General features: G+C 72.2%; 11 protein-coding genes, 1 tRNA gene and 1 pseudogene. 8 read left to right on the top strand and 5 right to left on the bottom strand.

Annotated features, from left to right (window positions below; all coding sequences use genetic code 11):
* The 4 genes and pseudogenes from MHY49_RS16905 to MHY49_RS16890 all read left to right on the top strand — a co-directional run.
* A pseudogene (locus MHY49_RS16905) lies at positions 1–458 on the top strand (hypothetical protein); the annotation flags it as partial.
* A gap of 44 nt (positions 459–502) precedes the next feature.
* Entirely contained in the window at positions 503–2,650 is a 2,148-nt protein-coding gene (locus tag MHY49_RS16900) for a serine/threonine-protein kinase (RefSeq protein WP_239206090.1), read from the top strand.
* Positions 2,651–2,811: 161 nt separating this feature from the next.
* Positions 2,812–3,594, top strand: coding sequence for a thioredoxin domain-containing protein (locus MHY49_RS16895; RefSeq protein WP_239206088.1), 783 nt, complete (start codon positions 2,812–2,814; stop codon positions 3,592–3,594).
* Between the two features lie 84 nt (positions 3,595–3,678).
* Positions 3,679–3,750, top strand: a tRNA-Thr gene (locus MHY49_RS16890).
* Positions 3,751–3,829: 79 nt separating this feature from the next.
* Here MHY49_RS16890 and MHY49_RS16885 read toward each other — a convergent pair.
* On the bottom strand, positions 3,830–5,350 hold the full coding sequence (locus MHY49_RS16885) for an aldehyde dehydrogenase family protein (protein ID WP_239206086.1): 1,521 nt from the start codon (positions 5,348–5,350) through the stop codon (positions 3,830–3,832).
* Between the two features lie 150 nt (positions 5,351–5,500).
* Positions 5,501–6,190, bottom strand: a complete 690-nt coding sequence (locus MHY49_RS16880; protein WP_239206084.1) for a GntR family transcriptional regulator — start codon at positions 6,188–6,190, stop codon at positions 5,501–5,503.
* A 191-nt stretch (positions 6,191–6,381) separates the two neighbouring features.
* Between MHY49_RS16880 and MHY49_RS16875 the strand changes: the two genes are divergently transcribed.
* The 3 genes from MHY49_RS16875 to MHY49_RS16865 are packed head-to-tail and all read left to right on the top strand — an operon-like array spanning position 6,382 to position 10,224.
* On the top strand, positions 6,382–7,788 hold the full coding sequence (locus MHY49_RS16875; RefSeq protein WP_239206082.1) for an NAD(P)/FAD-dependent oxidoreductase: 1,407 nt from the start codon (positions 6,382–6,384) through the stop codon (positions 7,786–7,788).
* A gap of 14 nt (positions 7,789–7,802) precedes the next feature.
* Positions 7,803–8,696: a 4-hydroxy-tetrahydrodipicolinate synthase gene (gene dapA, locus MHY49_RS16870; RefSeq protein ID WP_239206080.1), complete on the top strand. Its 894-nt coding sequence runs from the start codon at positions 7,803–7,805 to the stop codon at positions 8,694–8,696.
* 1 nt (position 8,697) lies between these two features.
* Positions 8,698–10,224: a sodium:alanine symporter family protein gene (locus MHY49_RS16865; protein WP_239206078.1), complete on the top strand. Its 1,527-nt coding sequence runs from the start codon at positions 8,698–8,700 to the stop codon at positions 10,222–10,224.
* Between the two features lie 78 nt (positions 10,225–10,302).
* Here the strand turns inward: MHY49_RS16865 and MHY49_RS16860 are convergent, their stop codons facing one another.
* Both MHY49_RS16860 and MHY49_RS16855 read right to left on the bottom strand, forming a co-directional pair.
* Positions 10,303–11,847 (bottom strand): glyceraldehyde-3-phosphate dehydrogenase, encoded by a 1,545-nt coding sequence (locus MHY49_RS16860; RefSeq protein WP_370646203.1) that lies wholly within the window; start codon positions 11,845–11,847, stop codon positions 10,303–10,305.
* 139 nt (positions 11,848–11,986) lie between these two features.
* Positions 11,987–13,432: an XRE family transcriptional regulator gene (locus MHY49_RS16855; protein WP_239206076.1), complete on the bottom strand. Its 1,446-nt coding sequence runs from the start codon at positions 13,430–13,432 to the stop codon at positions 11,987–11,989.
* A 150-nt stretch (positions 13,433–13,582) separates the two neighbouring features.
* Here MHY49_RS16855 and ppsA point away from each other — a divergent pair, with 150 nt between their 5' ends.
* Positions 13,583–16,027 carry a phosphoenolpyruvate synthase gene (ppsA, locus tag MHY49_RS16850; protein WP_239206074.1) on the top strand — a complete coding sequence of 815 codons (2,445 nt, stop codon included), beginning with the start codon at positions 13,583–13,585 and terminating at the stop codon, positions 16,025–16,027.
* On the opposite strand, the gene MHY49_RS16845 is transcribed toward ppsA, so the two are convergent.
* A partial coding sequence (locus MHY49_RS16845; RefSeq protein WP_239206072.1) for a hypothetical protein occupies positions 16,012–16,886 on the bottom strand: 875 nt, incomplete at its 5' end. The two genes, ppsA and MHY49_RS16845, sit on opposite strands and share 16 nt — an antisense overlap.

Here is a 16,886-nt window from a genome sequence, read left to right as displayed (position 1 = left end):
TGGATCATATTGAGGAATTCGATCATGATCATCCCGGGGAAGGTGGGGTGACGGAGATCGAGAATCTTCATGTGTTGTGCTGGTCGCATCATCAGGTGAAAACCGCCCGCGATATCGACCCCGTCAGACTCCGCGACGACGGGAAATCATCGAGTGGCGGAACAGATCGCGGGAATGATGGGTCGGTGAAACATGGCGGGAGTATGTCGAGTCCCGTGGACCCGGGTATCCCTGTGCCCCGCACGTTGGGTCGCACGCACTGGTCCCTCGGGGACGCGGTCGAACTGACCGTGGAAGACCAGGGCGATCTGATGACCCCGCTGATCGTCCGCGAGCTCGAGACCGCTTGGCACCAACACCTCACCACCACCGCACACGCACCCGAGCTCCCGGTCGACGCAGACCTGCCCCGACCGTCGGCCCCGACCACGAGAGCGACCTGCGACCCGCCCTTCTGACGAGGTCGGCGGGCTGGCAGGTCCGCATGACTAGCATGGCGACCATGTCGGACGAGCAGCACACCGCCCCTTACGCGCGGCGCGACCCTCGCCTGGTGACTCTGGAGGAGGACTCCGGGTACCAGGTGCACGAACGCATCGGCGCAGGTGGCATGGGCATCGTCTACCGCGCGCACGATGCTGACGGCAACGAGGTCGCCATCAAGCTCCTGCGCCACGACATCGCCGATGACCCGCGCGCCCGCGAGCGCCTCGCCCGCGAGGTCAGCGCCCAGCGCCTGGTCCACAACGACAACATCGTGCGCATCCTCGACGCCGAGCTCGAGTCGCCCGACGCGTTCGTCGTCACCGAGTTCGTCCCCGGCCCCACCCTCGAGGACGCCGTGCGGACCAACGGCGGCCTGCACCCCGAGCTCGTCCGCGAGCTGGGCATCGTCCTGTCCGAATCCCTCGACGACATCCACGCCGCCGGCGTCGTCCACCGCGATCTCAAGCCCTCCAACGTGCTGCTGCGCGGCGCCCGCACCGAGGACCTCCTCGGCTACGACCCGGACGGCTACGGCCTCGACCCGGTCATCATCGACTTCGGCATCGCCGTCGCCGCCGAGGAATCCCGGCTCACCTCGACGGGCCTTGTCATGGGCACCGCCGCGTACCTCGACCCTGAGGTCATGCGCAGCAACCGCACGGGCGAATCCGGCGACTGGTGGGCCCTCGCCGCGATGCTCGCCTTCGCCGCCACCGGCCGCGAGCCCTATGGCAGCGGACGCGCCGACCTCGTGCTCCTGCGCGCCGAGCGCGGCGACATCGACGTCGACGGCGTCCCCGTCGAGCTCGCCCAGTGGTTCCGCGACGCCCTCCGCTCCGACCCCGCCGACCGCCCCAGCCCCCGCGAGCTGCGCGAACGCCTCGACGCCCTCGACCTCGACCGCTACGAGGACGCCGGTGCCACCGAGGCGATCACTGCCGGGGGAGCGACAGGTGCTGTGGCCGCGGGCACCTCGGCGCACGGCGCGGAGGACGACGTCGAGGGCGCATCCGGAGAACCGTCCGACGAACGGGCCGACGCAGCGGGAGAGCCCGCGACCGAGATGCTGTCCGCAGCCTCCCCGTCGGACCCCGATGCCACCGAGGCCTTCGCCGCCGGGCCCGCCGGCTCCTCATCGGCCGGCGACCCGGACCGCACCGAGGCTCTCTCCGCGGCATCGACCCCGGCCGGAGCGGACCCCGCGACCGAGGTCATCCCCGTCGTCCAGAACCCGACCCGTGCATTCCCCGTCGTGCCCGAGGAAGAGCCGACGGGCCACGACTCGGCCCAGCCCACCGAGGCCATCCCGGCCGGAAGCGATGCAGGGTACGAGAGCGTCCGCGGGCCTGTGCGCCGTGAGCCGCCGACGGAGCGCATGGCGCCCGTGGCCGATTCGCCGCCGCGTCCCGTTCCGCAGCAGCAGGTGCAGCAGCAGCCCGCGATGCAGCCCTGGGAACCGGCCGCTCAGCAGCCGCAGCACTCGCAGCAGGCCCAGCAGTTCCCCCCGCAGCAGATGCAGCAGCAGCCCGGCGACGCCCTCGCCGACCCGTACGGCGCGTGGCAGCAGCCGCCGCCCCCGCGGCGCCGCATCATCGTGTGGGTCGGGAACCTGATCCTCGTGGCCCTCGCCGCGATCGCGCCCTACGTCTCCCTCGCGCTCCTGCTGCTGTTCGGTGCGCTCGCCCGCACCTGGGAGCAGTCGCACCGCACGGTCCTCTCCCGGCGCTCCCGGGGATCGGCGAACGGAGCGGCGCGGACCGCCGCCGGATTCGCCGCGCCCTTCCGCTTCGTCCTCGGCATCGTCGTCACCGCTCTGCAGGCAGTGCTCCCGCTGATCCTGGGACTCCTCGTCGGCATGGCCGTCGACGCGGGGTTCGTGCTCCTGCGTGGGGTCCAGCCGCCCGACGCCGTCGCCTTCGCCGTCGCCATGGCGATCACGGTGCTGCTGGTCTGGGTCGGGATCGGTGCGCGCACCACGCGCGACGGCGCCCACCGCGTCGTCGAGGCCGCGACGCCGGACACCGTGTGGAGCCTGGTCGTGGGCGTGCTGCTCGTGCTCCTGCTCGGCGCGATCGTCTCCGTGGCCGTCGCCCGCGGAGGCTCCATCGACTACCTGCCCTTCTACAACCTGCCGACGCTGGACCGGATCGCCTTCTGGCGCTGAGCGCAGCGGCCGGCCGACGGGGTCACGGTGATCGCCGCCACGACCCTCCAGGCACGGTCAGGACCCGTCGGTAGACTGCGCGGCGCGTCCGGGACGAGACCCGGTGCACCCGACCGACACCCCGTCGCCCGTGCGGCGGCGAGAAGGATCCGAGGAGGATCATGGCCGCATCGAACGCCCAGGATCGCCGCGAGGCCCAGCGCGAGGCGATCCGCCAGCAGCGCCAGGCGGAGCTCAAGCGTCAGCGCAACGTCCGCACCGCCGTGATCGCCGCGGTCGTCGTGGTCGTGCTCCTCATCGCCGGCGGCGTCGGCTATCTGGTCTGGAACGCGACCCGCCCCGAGGGGCCCGTCGCGACGCCCCAGGGGATCCCGGAGGGGCAGCCGTACTACTCGCTCGGCGCGCCCGAGGACTCGGGCAAGCCCGTCGTCGAGCTCCACGTGGACTTCATGTGCCCGGTCTGCGGCAACTTCGAGGAGATCAACGGCAAGGATCTGCGCACCATCGTCGACAAGAAGGAGGCGACGGTGCACCTCTACACCCGGCGCTTCCTCGACGGGAACTCGAGCACGGGTGACTACTCGACGCGCGCCGCGAACGCCGCGGCCTGCGTCTACAACGACGACCCCGACAACTTCATGGACTTCCAGACCGCGCTGTTCGACAACCAGCCCGCCGAGGGCAGCGCCGGCCTGAGCGACGACCAGCTCGCCGAGTACGCGAAGAAGGCCGGTGCGAGCGACTCCGTCTCCAGCTGCATCGACAAGGGCACGTACAAGCCGTGGGTGCGGAACGTGGTCGAGCCGGCGGCATCGAAGAGCCTCGAGGAGAACAACGGCAAGGGGACGCCCTTCGTGAAGATCGACGACACGGTCCTCGACTCCACCCAGTGGAGTCAGGAGGGCGTGTTCCTCAAGACGGTCGAGGACGCGGCCAAGGGCTGACCGCCCTCGGACCTCCCCGATCGCGCCCGACGCCTGCGGTCCGGTACCCTTTCGGGGTGCCGGACCGCAGTCGTCCGCGCACCCGCTGGAGTGGCGCAACGGTAGCGCACCTGTCTTGTAAACAGGCGGTTGCGAGTTCGAATCTCGTCTCCAGCTCAGCGAAACAGCCCCTCGCCCGAACGGGCACCGCGCGCGGTGGCCAGGGGTGAGGGGCTGTCCTGGTGCGGGGCCGCGCTCAGCGCCCGTGGTTGATCTGCACGTGCTTGGTGCGGGAGAAGTCCTCGAGCGCATGGATCGAGAGGTCCCGGCCGTACCCGGAGCCCTTGAAGCCGCCCCAGGGGAGCTCGCTCGCGAGCACCAGGTGACTGTTGACCCAGACGGTCCCGAAGTCCAGACGGCGCGGCACGTCGAGCGAGCGGGCGGCGTCGCGCGTCCACACCGAGGCGGCGAGGCCGTAGACGACGTCGTTGGCGCGGCGCACCGCCTCGTCCTCGTCGGCGAAGGTCTCCACCGTGATCACGGGCCCGAAGACCTCCTCGCGGGCGGCCTCGGTGCCCTCCTGCACGTCGACCAGGACCGTCGGCTCCACGAAGAAGCCGGGGCCCGGGAGGGCGGATCCGCCGACGGCGACGCGGGCCCCGTCCTGCTGCGCGCGGTCGATGAAGGCCAGCACCCGCTCCCGGTGGGTCCTTGAGATGAGGGGGCCCACCTCGATGTCCTCCCCGGCGTCGGGCGTGCCCACGGGGATCTGCCGGACCTGCTCCACGAGATGCTCGACGAAGCGCTCCGCCACGTCCTCGTGCACCAGCACGCGCGTCGCGGCCCCGCACTCCTGGCCGGAGTTCCAGAAGGACGCGCTGCGCAGTCCCTCGGCCGTCGCCTCGAGATCTGCGTCCTCGAAGACGAGCACGGGCGCCTTGCCGCCGAGCTCGAGGTGCACGCGCTTGAGGGACTCGGCGGCGGCGCTCGCGACCGCGCGGCCGCTGCCGACGCTCCCGGTCAGGGCGATCAGGTCGACGCCCGGATGGGACGACATCGCGGCGCCGACCTCGCGCCCCCGCCCCAGCACGATGTTGAGGACTCCGGCGGGCACGATGTCCGCGGTCAGCTCGGCGCGCTTGAGCAGGGAGAGCGGGGTGAGCTCCGCGGGCTTGACGACGGCCGTGTCGCCGACGGCCAGGATGGGCGCGATCTTCCACGCGGCCATCAGCAGCGGATAGTTCCAGGGCACGATCACCCCGACCACGCCCACCGGCTCCCGGAGCACCAGGGAGGTGTGATCGGCGACGTAGTCGGCGGTGCCGAGGCCGGTGAGGGAGCGCGCCGCACCGGCGGAGAAGCGGAAGACGTCGGCCGCCGAGGACACGTCGTCCGCGGTGACCGACGGCGGCTTGCCGGTGTCCAGCGCCTCGAGCCGGCCCAGCAGGTCGGCCTCGGCGTCGATGCGATCGGCGATCGCCAGCAGCAGCTCGGCCCGCTCCCGGGGAGTGGTCGCGCCCCACGTGGTGAAGGCCGCCGCGGCGGCGTCCACGGCACGGTCCAGCACGGTCGTGTCTGCCTGGGGGAGGAGGGCCACCTGGCGCTCGTCGGAGGGGTCGACCAGCGGCGCGGAGGCGGGTCCCGCGGTGTCGAAGGCTCCGTCCACGAAGTGGCCCAGCGGCGGCATCTCCGTCTCGGCGACGAGGGGTCCCCCTGGCCCGCGGCGCACCTGCACCCGCTGGTCGGCGGCTCGTTCGGTGGTGGTCGAAGTGGTCATCGCGCGATGTTCTCCTGACGCGTCGTTGCGGTGGTCGGACACGGGGACCGTATCTTGTGATCACACATCACACAAGGATGGACGCAAGGCGACGCCCTGGCACGGTCGGGTCGCGCCGTCCCGGCTCAGGTCAGGTCAGGGCAGGTCGGCTCAGCGGTTCTGCTCGGAGCGCTGCGCCTCGAGCTGCGCCTCGATGCGCTGGGTGGCGCTGGTGAGCGAATCGCCCGTGAGGGTCGCGGCGGCCTCGCCGTCGTGCGCGGCGGCGGCCTCGACGAGCTGCTGCGGGAAACGCCAGAGCGTCGAGGCGGTGCCCGTGTCCACGGAGCCCCGCGCACCCATCACCTTGTAGGGGCGGCAGTCCTGCCAGAGCCCGCGGACGACCTTCACGAGGAAGGGATTCCCGGACGCGCCGTAGAGCGCGGCGAGCAGCGCCTCGTCGATGTCCAGGGCGTCGAGCAGGCGACCTTCGTCGACCGCGCTCCGCAGCAGCTCCAGCTGGGTGCGCATCTCCTCGAGGCCCGCCTCGTCGATGCGCGCGGCCCCTTCGCGGGCCGCGGCCGCTTCGAGGATCCGACGGGTCTCGTACACGTGCACGAGCTCCTCGAGGCTCAGTGTGCGCACCACCGCGCCCTTGTGGGGGGAGCGCTCGGCGAGCCCGGCCTCCTCGAGGCGGCGGATCGCCTCGCGCACCGGCATCACGCTGGTGCCGACCTCCTGGGCGATGTCGCGGATCCGCAGCCGGGTCCCCGTGGGCATGTCCCCGCTGAGGATCGCGTCGTGCAGCGAGGCGTAGACCTGGTCGGTCAGCAGGGTCGGTTCGATGCGCTTGGAGAGGGCCACCGGTCCAGATTACGCGGTGGATCCGCTGAGCCCCCTTGCGTTGATTTGTGATCACAGATTACAGTCGCTCCACGGATCGCGGCGCGGACGCCGGATCCCCGATCGCACAGGGACGTGCACCGCCCCGCGACGACGCACAGGCAGGTCCGCCCGACCGACGCAGGCCGGGCCCATTCAGAAGGAGCACGTCCATGAAGGACGCCATCGTCATCGGCGCCGGCCTCGCCGGCCTCTCCGCGGCCTGGAGACTGCGGCACTTCGACACCCTCGTCCTCGAGGCCTCCGACCGCGTGGGCGGCCGGATCCGCTCCGAGCGGCGCGGTGCGTACTGGCTGAACTGGGGAGGGCACGTGTTCGCCGGCCCCGACTCGTCGACCGACGAGCTGCTGCGGGAGGTCGGCGTGACCGCGGTCGAGATCCCCGGCTCGCTGCAGGGCATGGCCATGAACGGGACGTTCCTGCGCAAGGGCCACATCGCGACCTACCCGCTGCGCATCCCGATGCCGATGGCCGATCGGATCGCGACCTTCCGCGCGGGCGCCAAGGTGCTCGGGGGCGTGGCCCGCTACATGGATGTCGTGCGCACCCGGCCCGGCGAGTCCGGGGCCATGCGCCAGCAGCGGATCTACGACTTCGAGGGCGGCCGCAGCTTCCAGGACTTCGTGGGGGACCTGCCGGAGGACGCCGCGGCCCTGTTCAGCACCACCGTCACCCGCTCCGCCGGGAACATGGACCAGATCTCCGCCGGCGCGGGCATCGGCTACTTCAGCCTCGTGCTCGGCTTCGGCCAGGGCCTGAACCGCGGGATCGTCGGCGGCCCGTCGACGCTCACCCGGACCCTCGCCGCGTCGCTCGGCGAGGACCTGCAGCTGGGCGCGATCGTCCACGAGATCGTGCACCGGCCCGGCTCCGTGCTCGTGCGGTACAGCCAGGACGGCGTCGAGCACGAGGAGGAGGCGCGCACCGCCGTCGTCGCCACCACCGCCGACGTCACCCACCGCATCGGCGTGGACCTTCCGCAGGACCTGCGGGACGCCCTCTCGCGCATCCAGTACGGACCCCACGTGAGCACGGCGTTCCTCACCGACGAGACGTCCTCGCGCCCCTGGGACGACATCTACGCGATCGCGGCCCCCAAGCGGTCCTTCGCGATCGCCCTGAACCAGGCGAGCATCGTGCGCGGCACCGAGTCCGAGCGCCGCCCCGGCGGCAGCCTCATGACCTTCTCCCCGGCGGGGCTCGGCCGCGCGCTGCTCGACCTCGACGACGAGGAGGTCCAGCGCCGCCACCTGCGCGACCTCGACCAGATCCTCGGGCACGGGTTCGCGGACTCGGTGGTCGAGGCCGAGACCGACCGCTGGGCGGTCGCCTCCCCGTTCAGCTTCCCCGGACGCGCCGCGCTGCAGAGCGTCCTCACCCGAGGGACCGACCGGGTCTTCCTGGCCGGCGACTACCTCGGGACCCTGTACACCGAGAGCGCCGTGACCACCGGCTTCTCGGCGGCCCAGAACGCCGCGAGCGTCCTGGCCACCCCCGTGCGGCGGAGCCTGTCGGGCCCTGCCGCCGACGCACCGACCCTCACCCCCACCGCAGCCTGAGAAGGAGACCGACCATGACCCTGGACCTCCACGGAGTCCTCACCGCCCTGGCCACCCCGTTCGACGCCGAGGGGGCGATCGACGAGGCGACCCTGCGACGTGTCGTCGACCGCTCGATCGACGCGGGAGTCGACGGCGTCGTCGCCGCCGGGTCGACCGGCGAGGTCGGCGCGCTCGGGCGCGACGAGCGCCTGCGCCTCGTCGACACGATCATCGACCAGACCGCCGGGCGCGTCCCGGTGATCGCCCAGACCGGTGCGACCAGCACCGCCGAGGCGATCTCGCTCTCGCGCGCCGCCGAGCGCTCGGGAGCCGACGTGCTCATGCTGGTCACGCCCTTCTACGAGCCCCTCAGCCTCGAGGAGACCGTCCAGTACATCACCGAGGTCGCCGGCGCGGTGGACCTCCCGGTGATGCTCTACAACATCCCCGCGGCCACCGGCGTCAACCTCGATCCCGCGACGGTCCGCTCCCTCGCCGAGCAGAACGAGAACATCCGCTTCATCAAGGACTCGAGCGCGAACTGGGAGCAGGCGCTCGAGCTCATCCGCCTGCACGGCGACGTCATCGACACCTTCATCGGCTGGGACGTCTACCTCTACAGCGCCCTGGTCGAGGGCGCCGCCGGCGTCATGGCCGGCGCGGCGAACGTCGTGCCCGAGGAGATCGTCGCCGTCACCCGTCGCATCAAGGGCGGGGACCTCGAGGGCGCCCGGGAGCTCTGGTCCCGCCTGTACCCGGTGATCGCCTCCCTGTTCGCCGTGCCCTTCATCCCCGCCGTCAAGGCGGGGCTCTCCCTCACGGGCCTCGAGGTCGGCGCGCCCCGGCGCCCGGTCGCCCCGCTGGACGAGGCCGCCCTGGCCCCGATCCGGCAGGCGCTCGCGGAGCTCAGGGAGGGGCGCGGCTGAGATGGACACGACCCAGCTCACGACGATGCTCACCGCGATCGCGGACGGCATCTGGGGACCGATGGCGTACCTCGTCATCGGACTCGGCCTGCTCTTCACGATCTCCACCAAGGCCGTGCAGTTCCGGCGGATCCCCGACATGATCCGTCAGCTGCGCGACCAGCCCCGCGCCGAAGGAGGGCTGTCCTCGTTCCAGGCCCTCGTGCTCGCCCTCGCGAGCCGCGTGGGCGTGGGCAGCATCGCCGGCGTGGCCACGGCCATCGCGGGCGGAGGCCCCGGAGCCCTCCTGTGGATGGCGATCACCGGACTGCTCGCCTGCACCGTCGGCTACGCCGAGGCCGCTCTCTCGCAGACCTTCAAGCGCCGCGTCGAGGACGAGGACCGCCGCAAGGCCGGCGAGGACATCGGCGGCATGCCGTACTACATCAAGCACGGCCTGCGGATCCCGTTCGTGGGCGGCCTGGTCGCGGTGCTCGGGCTCATCGGCTACGGCTTCGTCTTCCCCGGGTTCCAGGTCAGCTCGATCGCCGCGAGCGCGCATCTCGCCTTCGGCCTCCCGGGCTGGATCCCCGCGGTGCTCGTCACGGGCATGATCGCCGTGGTGATCTTCGGCGGCACCACGCGCATCGTGCGGGTCACCCAGACCCTGGTGCCCCTGCTCGCCGTCGGGTACCTGGTGCTCGCGATCGCCGTGATCGTCGCGAACATCTCCCGGGTCCCGGAGGCGGTCATGCTCATCGTCCGCTCCGGCCTGGGCCTGCAGCCGATGCTCGCCGGGGTCACCGGCGCCGCGATCGCCTGGGGCGTGCGGCGGGCGGTCTTCGCCTCGGCGAACGGGCTGGGCGAGGCGACCTTCGCCGCCGCGGCGGCGCGCACCACGCACCCCGGGAAGCAGGGGCTCGTGCAGACCTTCAGCATCTACATCGACGTGCTGCTGATCTGCATGGCCACGGGCCTGATGATGGTGGTCTCGGGGAAGTTCAACGTCTCCGACCACCGCGGCGGCTTCGTCATCGAGAACCTGCCCGGCATCGACGCCGGGCCGAACTGGGTGCAGGAGTCCATCGACACCCTGGCTCCGGGCTGGGGCGCGGGCTTCGTGGCCGTCGCCGTGCTGCTGTTCGGCTTCACGTGCCTGCTGCTGTACTTCTACGTCGCGAACTCGAACCTGCTGTTCCTGCTGGACGGTCGGCGCGGCCCGGGCTGGACGCTCGTGCTGCGCCTGGGCACGCTCGCGATCGTCTTCACCGGCTCCGTGGTCAACGCCGACCTGGTGTGGGCGGCCGGTGACATCGGCCTCGGGCTCATCGCCTGGGTCAACCTGCTGTGCCTGATCCTGCTGTTCCCCGTCGTGCACAAGGTGTGCAGGGACTACGACAGGCAGCGCCGCGAGGGGCTCGACCCCGTCTTCGACCCGGAGGCGCTCGGCATCCGCGGCGCCGACTTCTGGAAGGACCCGGCGCGCGCCGAGGACGGCACGCCCGAGCAGACCGCCCGGCAGAAGGAGGCGAGCGGCACCGGGGGCTGAGGCCCCGTTCTCCGTCCCCACTGAGTCCCTACCGCGCCGCGACGGCGGGCCCGCCTGCGCGGGCCCGCCGCCGTCGTCTCAGATGCCCGCGACCTGCTCCGCGGGCCGGCGTGCCTCGCGCACGCGGTCCCGGGCGCGGTCGACGGCACCCCGGGGGATGCTCAGGAGGCGCACGCCGCCCATCGACTCGAGCACCCGCACCACCTGGCGGCAGTAGCCGTGCTCGTTGTCGTACCAGACGTAGAGCACGGCGTCGCCCGAGCCGTCGGCGATGGTCGCGAGGCCGTCGACGATCCCCGCCTTGCGGGAGCCGAGCGCGTCGCTCGAGGCGAACTCGGGGGACTCGATGAAGTCCACCTGCCGGCGCAGCGGCGAGGCGAGCGAGGTCTCGCGCAGGAAGGCGTTGAGCTCCTCGCGCCCCATGCCCGCGGCGCCCTCGCCGAGGCGCAGGTTCAGCACGGCCAGCGACACGTTCGGGACGGGGACCCGGATCGCGCTGCCGGTGAGCCGGCCCTCGAGCGCCGGGTAGGCGGCGCCGACGGCGCGGGCGGCCCCGGTCTCGGCGATGACCATGTTGAGCGTCGCCGCCCTGCCGCGCCGGTCGGCGCGGTGGAAGTTGTCGGTGAGGTTCTGGTCGTTGGTGAAGGAGTGCACGGTCTCCACGTGCCCCTTCTCGACGCCGCAGCGCTCGTGGAGCGCCTTCAGCACCGGGGCGACCGCGTTCGTGGTGCAGGAGGCCGCGGCGAGGATGCGGTGATCCCCGATCTGCTCCTCGTTCACGCCGTGCACGATGTTGGGCACGTCGCCCTTCCCCGGGGCGGTGAGCAGCACGCGCTCCGCACCGGGGGAGCGCAGGTGCTGGGCGAGCCCCTCGCGGTCACGCCAGCGCCCGGTGGTGTCCACGACGATCGCCTCGTCGATCCCGTGGGCGCGGTAGTCGACCCGGTCCGGGGCATCCGACTCGATCACCTGGATCTCGACCTCGTTCGCGATCAGCATCCGCCGCTCCTCGTCGACCACGATGGTGCCGTCGAAGGGGCCGTGCACGCTGTCGCGGCGCAGCAGGCTCGCGCGCTTCTGGAGGTCGCCGGGGGCGCCGGGCCGCACCACGACCGCGCGCAGGCGCAGCCCGCCCGCCCCCGCGGAGCGCGCGAGCAGGATGCGGGCCAGCAGGCGGCCGATGCGCCCGAAGCCGTAGAGGACGACGTCCCGCTGCGGGGGCACCTCGCCCGGGCCGACCTGTGCGATCTCCTCGCGCAGGAGGTCCTCGAGGACCGGCCGCGATCCGGTGACGTCCGCGTTGTCTGCGTCGTCGTCGTCCGCGCCGTCGACCTGCTCGCGGGCGAGGCTGAGGAGGGAGGCGAGGTCGACCGCGCAGGGCGGGGGAGCCGTCGCGGCGAGCATCTGGAGCAGGGGGAAGGTCTGCGCGGGATCGAGCTCGCGGCCGTCGATGTGGCGGGCGAAGCGGTGGGCCTTGAGGATCTGGCGGGCGGAGAGGTCCACGAGCCGCCGCCCGTGGATCGTCACCACCACGTGGCGGCTGCGATGCAGGGAGCCGATGATCGGGATCATCGACTCCGCGAGGGACAGGCGATCCTCGGGGTCGGCGGGGGCGTGAAGCACGGATGTCCTCCTCGGGACGAGCGGGCGTGGTCCCTCAAGACTCGCCCGCGACCAGGGCCGATGGAGGTCACTCGGGGCATGAAGATCGGGTCTTCTTGCGCCGCGGGAAAAACGGAGGGGCGCGGCGGGGGACGGCGCCTCAGTCCATCGCGGCGTGGCGCTCGAGGAACTCGAAGACCTCCGTGTCGTCGACGCCGGGGAAGCGGCCCGAGGGCAGGGCGGCGAGCACCTGCGTGTGCATGCGCGCGCTCGGCCAGGCGGCCTCGGCCCAGCGATCCGCGAGCCCGGCCGGGGGCCGGGTGCAGCACGACTCGTCGGGGCAGGTGGAGACCTGGCGCTGGCGCGTCGCGCGCCCGCGGAACCACTTGGCGTCGTCGAAGCCCACGCCGAAGGTGATCGAGAAGGCGCCGTGGGGGCCGGAGCCGGTCTGGGTGGACGACCAGAACGTGCCGCCGACGGTGTCGGTGTACTGGTGGTTCTCGGTGGTGCGGTTGCCGCGGTGCCCCGCGCGGCGCGCGACCCACTTGCGGCACACGATCTGTCCCTCGACCGCGCCGGTGACGTCGGTGGGGATCGGCAGGTCGTCGTTCTCGTAGGCCTTGTGGATCTCGCCGTCGGCCCCGACCCGCAGGAAGTGGACCCGCACGCCGTGGTGGGCGGTCAGCAGGTTCGTCATCCGCAGGGCGGCCTGCTCGTGGGTGACGCCGAAGGCGTCGCGGAAGTCCTCGACGGCGAGGTCGCGCCGCTGCTTGGCGTCGGTGAGGAAGTCCGTCGCCTGCCGCTCGGGCATCAGGCAGCAGGCCGCGAAGTAGGCGATCTCCAGCCGTTGGCGCAGGAACTCCTCGTAGGAGGAGGGCGGGGTGTGGTCGAGCACGCGGTGCGCCATGGCCTGCAGCGCCATCGAGCGCAGGCCGTTGCCGCCGGGGATCGAGGACGGCGGCAGGTAGATGCGCCCCTGCTCGAGGTCGGTGATGGTGCGGGTGGAGCGCGGCAGATCGTCCACGTGCAGCAGGCGGAAGCCCAGGTGGTCGGCCATCAGCGCGACCTCGCGGTGCGTGAGCGCCCCGACCTCGTGACCCGCGACGGCGACGATCTCCTCGGCCGCCGCCTCGATCGCCGGGAGATGATTGTCCTGCTCCCGCATCCAGCGCCGCAGCTCGGTGTTCGCGCGGCGCGCCTCCTCGGGCGTCGCCGTCGCCTCGAGGGCCTTGCGATCCAGCTCCTGCAGGGTCCGCACGAGCGCCGCGAGGGCGTCATGGGGGAGCGTGCGCGAGATCCTCACCGCCGGCACGCCGAGCGCGCCGAACTGCGGGCCGGACTGCAGACGGGCGAGCTCGAGCTCGAGGGCGGAGCGCGCGTCGGGCGGCTCCTCGGAGAGCAGGTCGACGACGTCGACGCCGAGGGCCGCGGCGATCCCTGGCATCTCCGGCGCGCGCACCGCGCGCTTGCCGTTCTCGACGAGGGACAGGGTGCTCGCGGTGGTGCCCAGCTGCGCGGCGAGATCCGCGAGCGTGAGGCCCGCCCGGGAGCGGAAGTGCCGGATCCGGGCGCCCATCACCCGCGTGCGGTCGTCGTCGACTCTCATGTTTTGAGCATACGTGAAGAATCGTGGATCTTCGATCGAATCTCCGGTGTTCTGCGCTCGACGGGGACCTCAGAGTGGTTCCACGGCCGACGGATGCCCCGTCGGCCCGATCGGGAGATCCTCCCGGTCCGCCCCACGAAAGGCACGATGATGACGCAGCTGACGACGCGCCCCGCCACCGCCACCGCTCCCGCCCTCGCGAGCGACGCCCCGGGAGACCTGGTGCTCCCGCTCGAGTCGGTGGGCCTGGACGACCTCGCCCGCGTGGGCGGCAAGAACGCCTCGCTCGGCGAGATGCTCGGCGCGCTCGCGGACCTGGACGTGCGGGTGCCCGGCGGCATCGCGACGACGGCCGACGCCTTCCGTCTGCACATGGCCGCGACCGGTCTCACCGACGAGATCAGCGCGCAGCTGGCGCAGCTCGACGTCGAGGACACCACCGCCCTCGCCCGCGTCGGCGCCCGCATCCGCGAGCGCGTCGAGAACGCGCCGCTCGCGCCCGAGCTCGAGGACGCCGTGCGCACGGCCTTCGCGCGCCTCGAGCAGGACGGGCCCGCGGGGGCGGACGCCGCCTCCTTCGCGGTCCGCTCGAGCGCGACCGCCGAGGACCTGCCCGACGCCTCCTTCGCCGGGCAGCAGGACACCTACCTCAACGTGCGCGGGATCGACGCCGTGCTCGATGCGGTGCGCAAGGTCTTCGCCTCGCTGTTCACCGACCGCGCGATCGCCTACCGCGTCCACCACGGCTTCCTCCACGACGAGGTCGCGATCTCCGTGGGCATCCAGCGCATGGTGCGCTCCGACCTCGCCTCCGCCGGTGTCATGTTCACCCTGGACACCGAGTCCGGCTTCGAGGACGCCGTGTTCATCACGAGCGCCCACGGCCTCGGGGAGGGCGTGGTCCAGGGCGCCGTCGACCCCGACGAGTTCACCGTCCACAAGCCCGGCCTGCGCGCGGGGCGTCCCGCGATCCTGCGCCGCCACCTGGGCGGCAAGGACCGGAAGATGGTGTTCACGGACGATGCGCGCGTCGGCCGCACCACGGCCTTCGAGCCCACCGAGCCCGAGGAGCGCGGGCGCTTCTCGCTCAGCGACCGGGAGGTCGCCGAGCTCGCCCGGATCGCCCTGGTCATCGAGGAGCACTACGGGCGCCCGATGGATATCGAGTGGGGCAAGGACGGCGCCGACGGCACCCTGCACATCCTCCAGGCCCGCCCCGAGACCGTGGTCTCGCGCCGCGCCGCCGGCACCATCGAGCGCCACCGCCGGGTGGGCGAGGCGCCCGTGCTCGTCGAGGGCCGCGCGATCGGCCAGAGGATCGGCAAGGGCGCCGTGCGCCGCCTCGAGGATCCCAGCCAGATGCACGACTTCCGCCCCGGCGACGTGCTCGTGGCCTCGATGACCGACCCCGACTGGGAGCCGATCATGAAGCGCGCGGCCGCGATCGTCACCGACCGCGGCGGCCGCACCTGCCACGCCGCGATCATCGCCCGCGAGCTCGGCATCCCCGCCGTGGTCGGCACGAGCGACGCGACGCGCCTGCTGGAGGACGGCCGGGAGGTCACCGTCTCCTGCGCCGACGGCGAGACCGGACTCGTGCTCGAGGGGCTGCTGGAGACGGACGTCGAGACGATCGAGGTGGGGGACCTGCCCGAGATCGACGTCGACCTCATGCTGAACCTCGCCAACCCCGATCTCGCGCTCTCCGTGGCCGCTCTGCCCAGCGCCGGCGTGGGCCTCGCGCGGATGGAGTTCGTCATCAACCGCCAGATCGGCATCCACCCGCTCGCCCTCCTGGACCCCGAGCACCAGAGCACCGGTGTGCAGGAGCAGATCGAGCGTGCGACCAGCGCCGACGCCTCCCCGCGGGAGTTCTTCGTACGGCGCCTCGCCGAGGGCGTCGCGACCATCGCCGCCGCCTTCGCACCGCGGCCGGTGATCGTGCGGCTGAGCGACTTCAAGTCCAACGAGTACGCCGGACTCGTGGGCGGCGAGGTCTTCGAGCCCGACGAGGAGAACCCGATGATCGGGTTCCGCGGGGCCTCCCGCTACCTCTCCGAGCAGTTCGCCGAGGCCTTCGCCCTCGAGTGCGAGGCGCTGCGCCGGGTGCGCGAGGACATGGGACTGGAGAACCTGCGGATCATGATCCCGTTCGTGCGCACCCCCGACGAGGCCCGGGGCGTCGTCGAGGCACTGGCCTCCCACGGCCTCGAGCGCGGCAAGGACGGGCTCCAGGTCGTGATGATGTGCGAGATCCCCGCCAACGCGCTCAACGCCCCGGCGTTCCTCGAGCACGTGGACGGCTTCTCGATCGGCTCGAACGACCTCACCCAGCTGACTCTGGGCATCGACCGCGATTCAGCGCTCGTCGCGGACTCCTTCGACGAGCGCGACCCCGCGGTGCTGCAGCTCATCGACCTCGCGATCGGCGCGTGCCGTGAGCGCGGGAAGTACGTCGGGATCTGCGGTCAGGCCCCGAGCGACCATCCCGAGCTCGCCGAGCACCTGCGGAGCGCCGGCATCGGATCGATCTCTCTGAACCCCGACACCGTCGTGGACACCTGGATGCGGATCGCGGGTCAGAAGGTCTCGTAAGCCGACTTCGCGACGGTGAATCCGTGGCCCGTCTTCACGTTCCAGCAGGTCATGCCGTCCGACTCGCTCCGGCAGGCGGTGTCGCCCTGGGTGGCGCTCTCGTCGTAGGCGAGGGTCGTCGGGGAGTCCCCGCCGAAGGTCGTGCCGCACTTCAGGTCCGCCTTCCCGTCGGCGATGCCGATCGAGAACGGGCCCGAGGAGCAGTCCTCGCTGTCGCCGCCGAAGGAACGGTCGTCCAGCGAGCAGCCCACCGAGTCGTCGTCCAGGCTGCAGGTGATGTTGCCGGTGGGGGAGACCACGCGGCTGAGGTCCTTCGCGCCGTCGGGCGCCGGGGACTTGTCCTCGGGCTCGGTCGACTTCTCGGTCTTCGACTCGCTGGGCTTCTCCGAGGGCTCCTTCGAGGCCGACGAGCTCGCGCTGGTCTGCTGCGCGGACTCGTCGTCCCCGCCGGAGAAGAAGGAGCGCAGGCCGAAGATCGCGACCAGGGCGACGATCAGGGCGAGCAGCAGACAGCCGCCGCACGCCCACCAGGTGGCGCGGCTGCGGCCCGAGTCCTCGTCGCCGCCGTCGTCGTGGCCGTCCTGCTCGTCGTACTCGGCGGGCCCGGCGTAGGCGGCGCCGGCCTGCACGGGCTCCTCGAAGTTCGCGGTCGGGGCCGGAGCCGGGTAGCCGTAGCCCTGGTCCGGCGCGGACGCGGACTGCGCGGGCGAGGGCATCGACGGGGCCGAGGCGGCGGGCCCGAGCGGGACGACCCCGCCGTCGGGCTTCACGTGGCGCACCGTGCCGCTCGAGGTCGAGGTCGAGGTCGAGGTCGAGGCTGCGGTGGCGGCTGCCGGATGCTCCTGAGGCGCCTTGATCG

Source organism: Brachybacterium sp. ACRRE, assembly GCF_022346485.1.
Classification (GTDB): domain Bacteria; phylum Actinomycetota; class Actinomycetes; order Actinomycetales; family Dermabacteraceae; genus Brachybacterium; species Brachybacterium halotolerans.
The sequence above is the reverse complement of the archived record's forward strand: the minus strand, read 5'-3'. Positions and strand labels throughout refer to the sequence as shown.

Bases quoted from the DNA above. Each gene is read 5' to 3' on its own strand.
- ppsA (WP_239206074.1), top strand. From the start codon at position 13,583: ATGACGCAGCTGACGACGCGCCCCGCCACCGCCACCGCTCCCGCCCTC.
- MHY49_RS16855 (WP_239206076.1), bottom strand. From the start codon at position 13,432: ATGAGAGTCGACGACGACCGCACGCGGGTGATGGGCGCCCGGATCCGG.
- MHY49_RS16875 (WP_239206082.1), top strand. From the start codon at position 6,382: ATGAAGGACGCCATCGTCATCGGCGCCGGCCTCGCCGGCCTCTCCGCG.
- MHY49_RS16885 (WP_239206086.1), bottom strand. From the start codon at position 5,350: ATGACCACTTCGACCACCACCGAACGAGCCGCCGACCAGCGGGTGCAG.
- MHY49_RS16895 (WP_239206088.1), top strand. From the start codon at position 2,812: ATGGCCGCATCGAACGCCCAGGATCGCCGCGAGGCCCAGCGCGAGGCG.
- MHY49_RS16865 (WP_239206078.1), top strand. From the start codon at position 8,698: ATGGACACGACCCAGCTCACGACGATGCTCACCGCGATCGCGGACGGC.
- dapA (WP_239206080.1), top strand. From the start codon at position 7,803: ATGACCCTGGACCTCCACGGAGTCCTCACCGCCCTGGCCACCCCGTTC.
- MHY49_RS16900 (WP_239206090.1), top strand. From the start codon at position 503: ATGTCGGACGAGCAGCACACCGCCCCTTACGCGCGGCGCGACCCTCGC.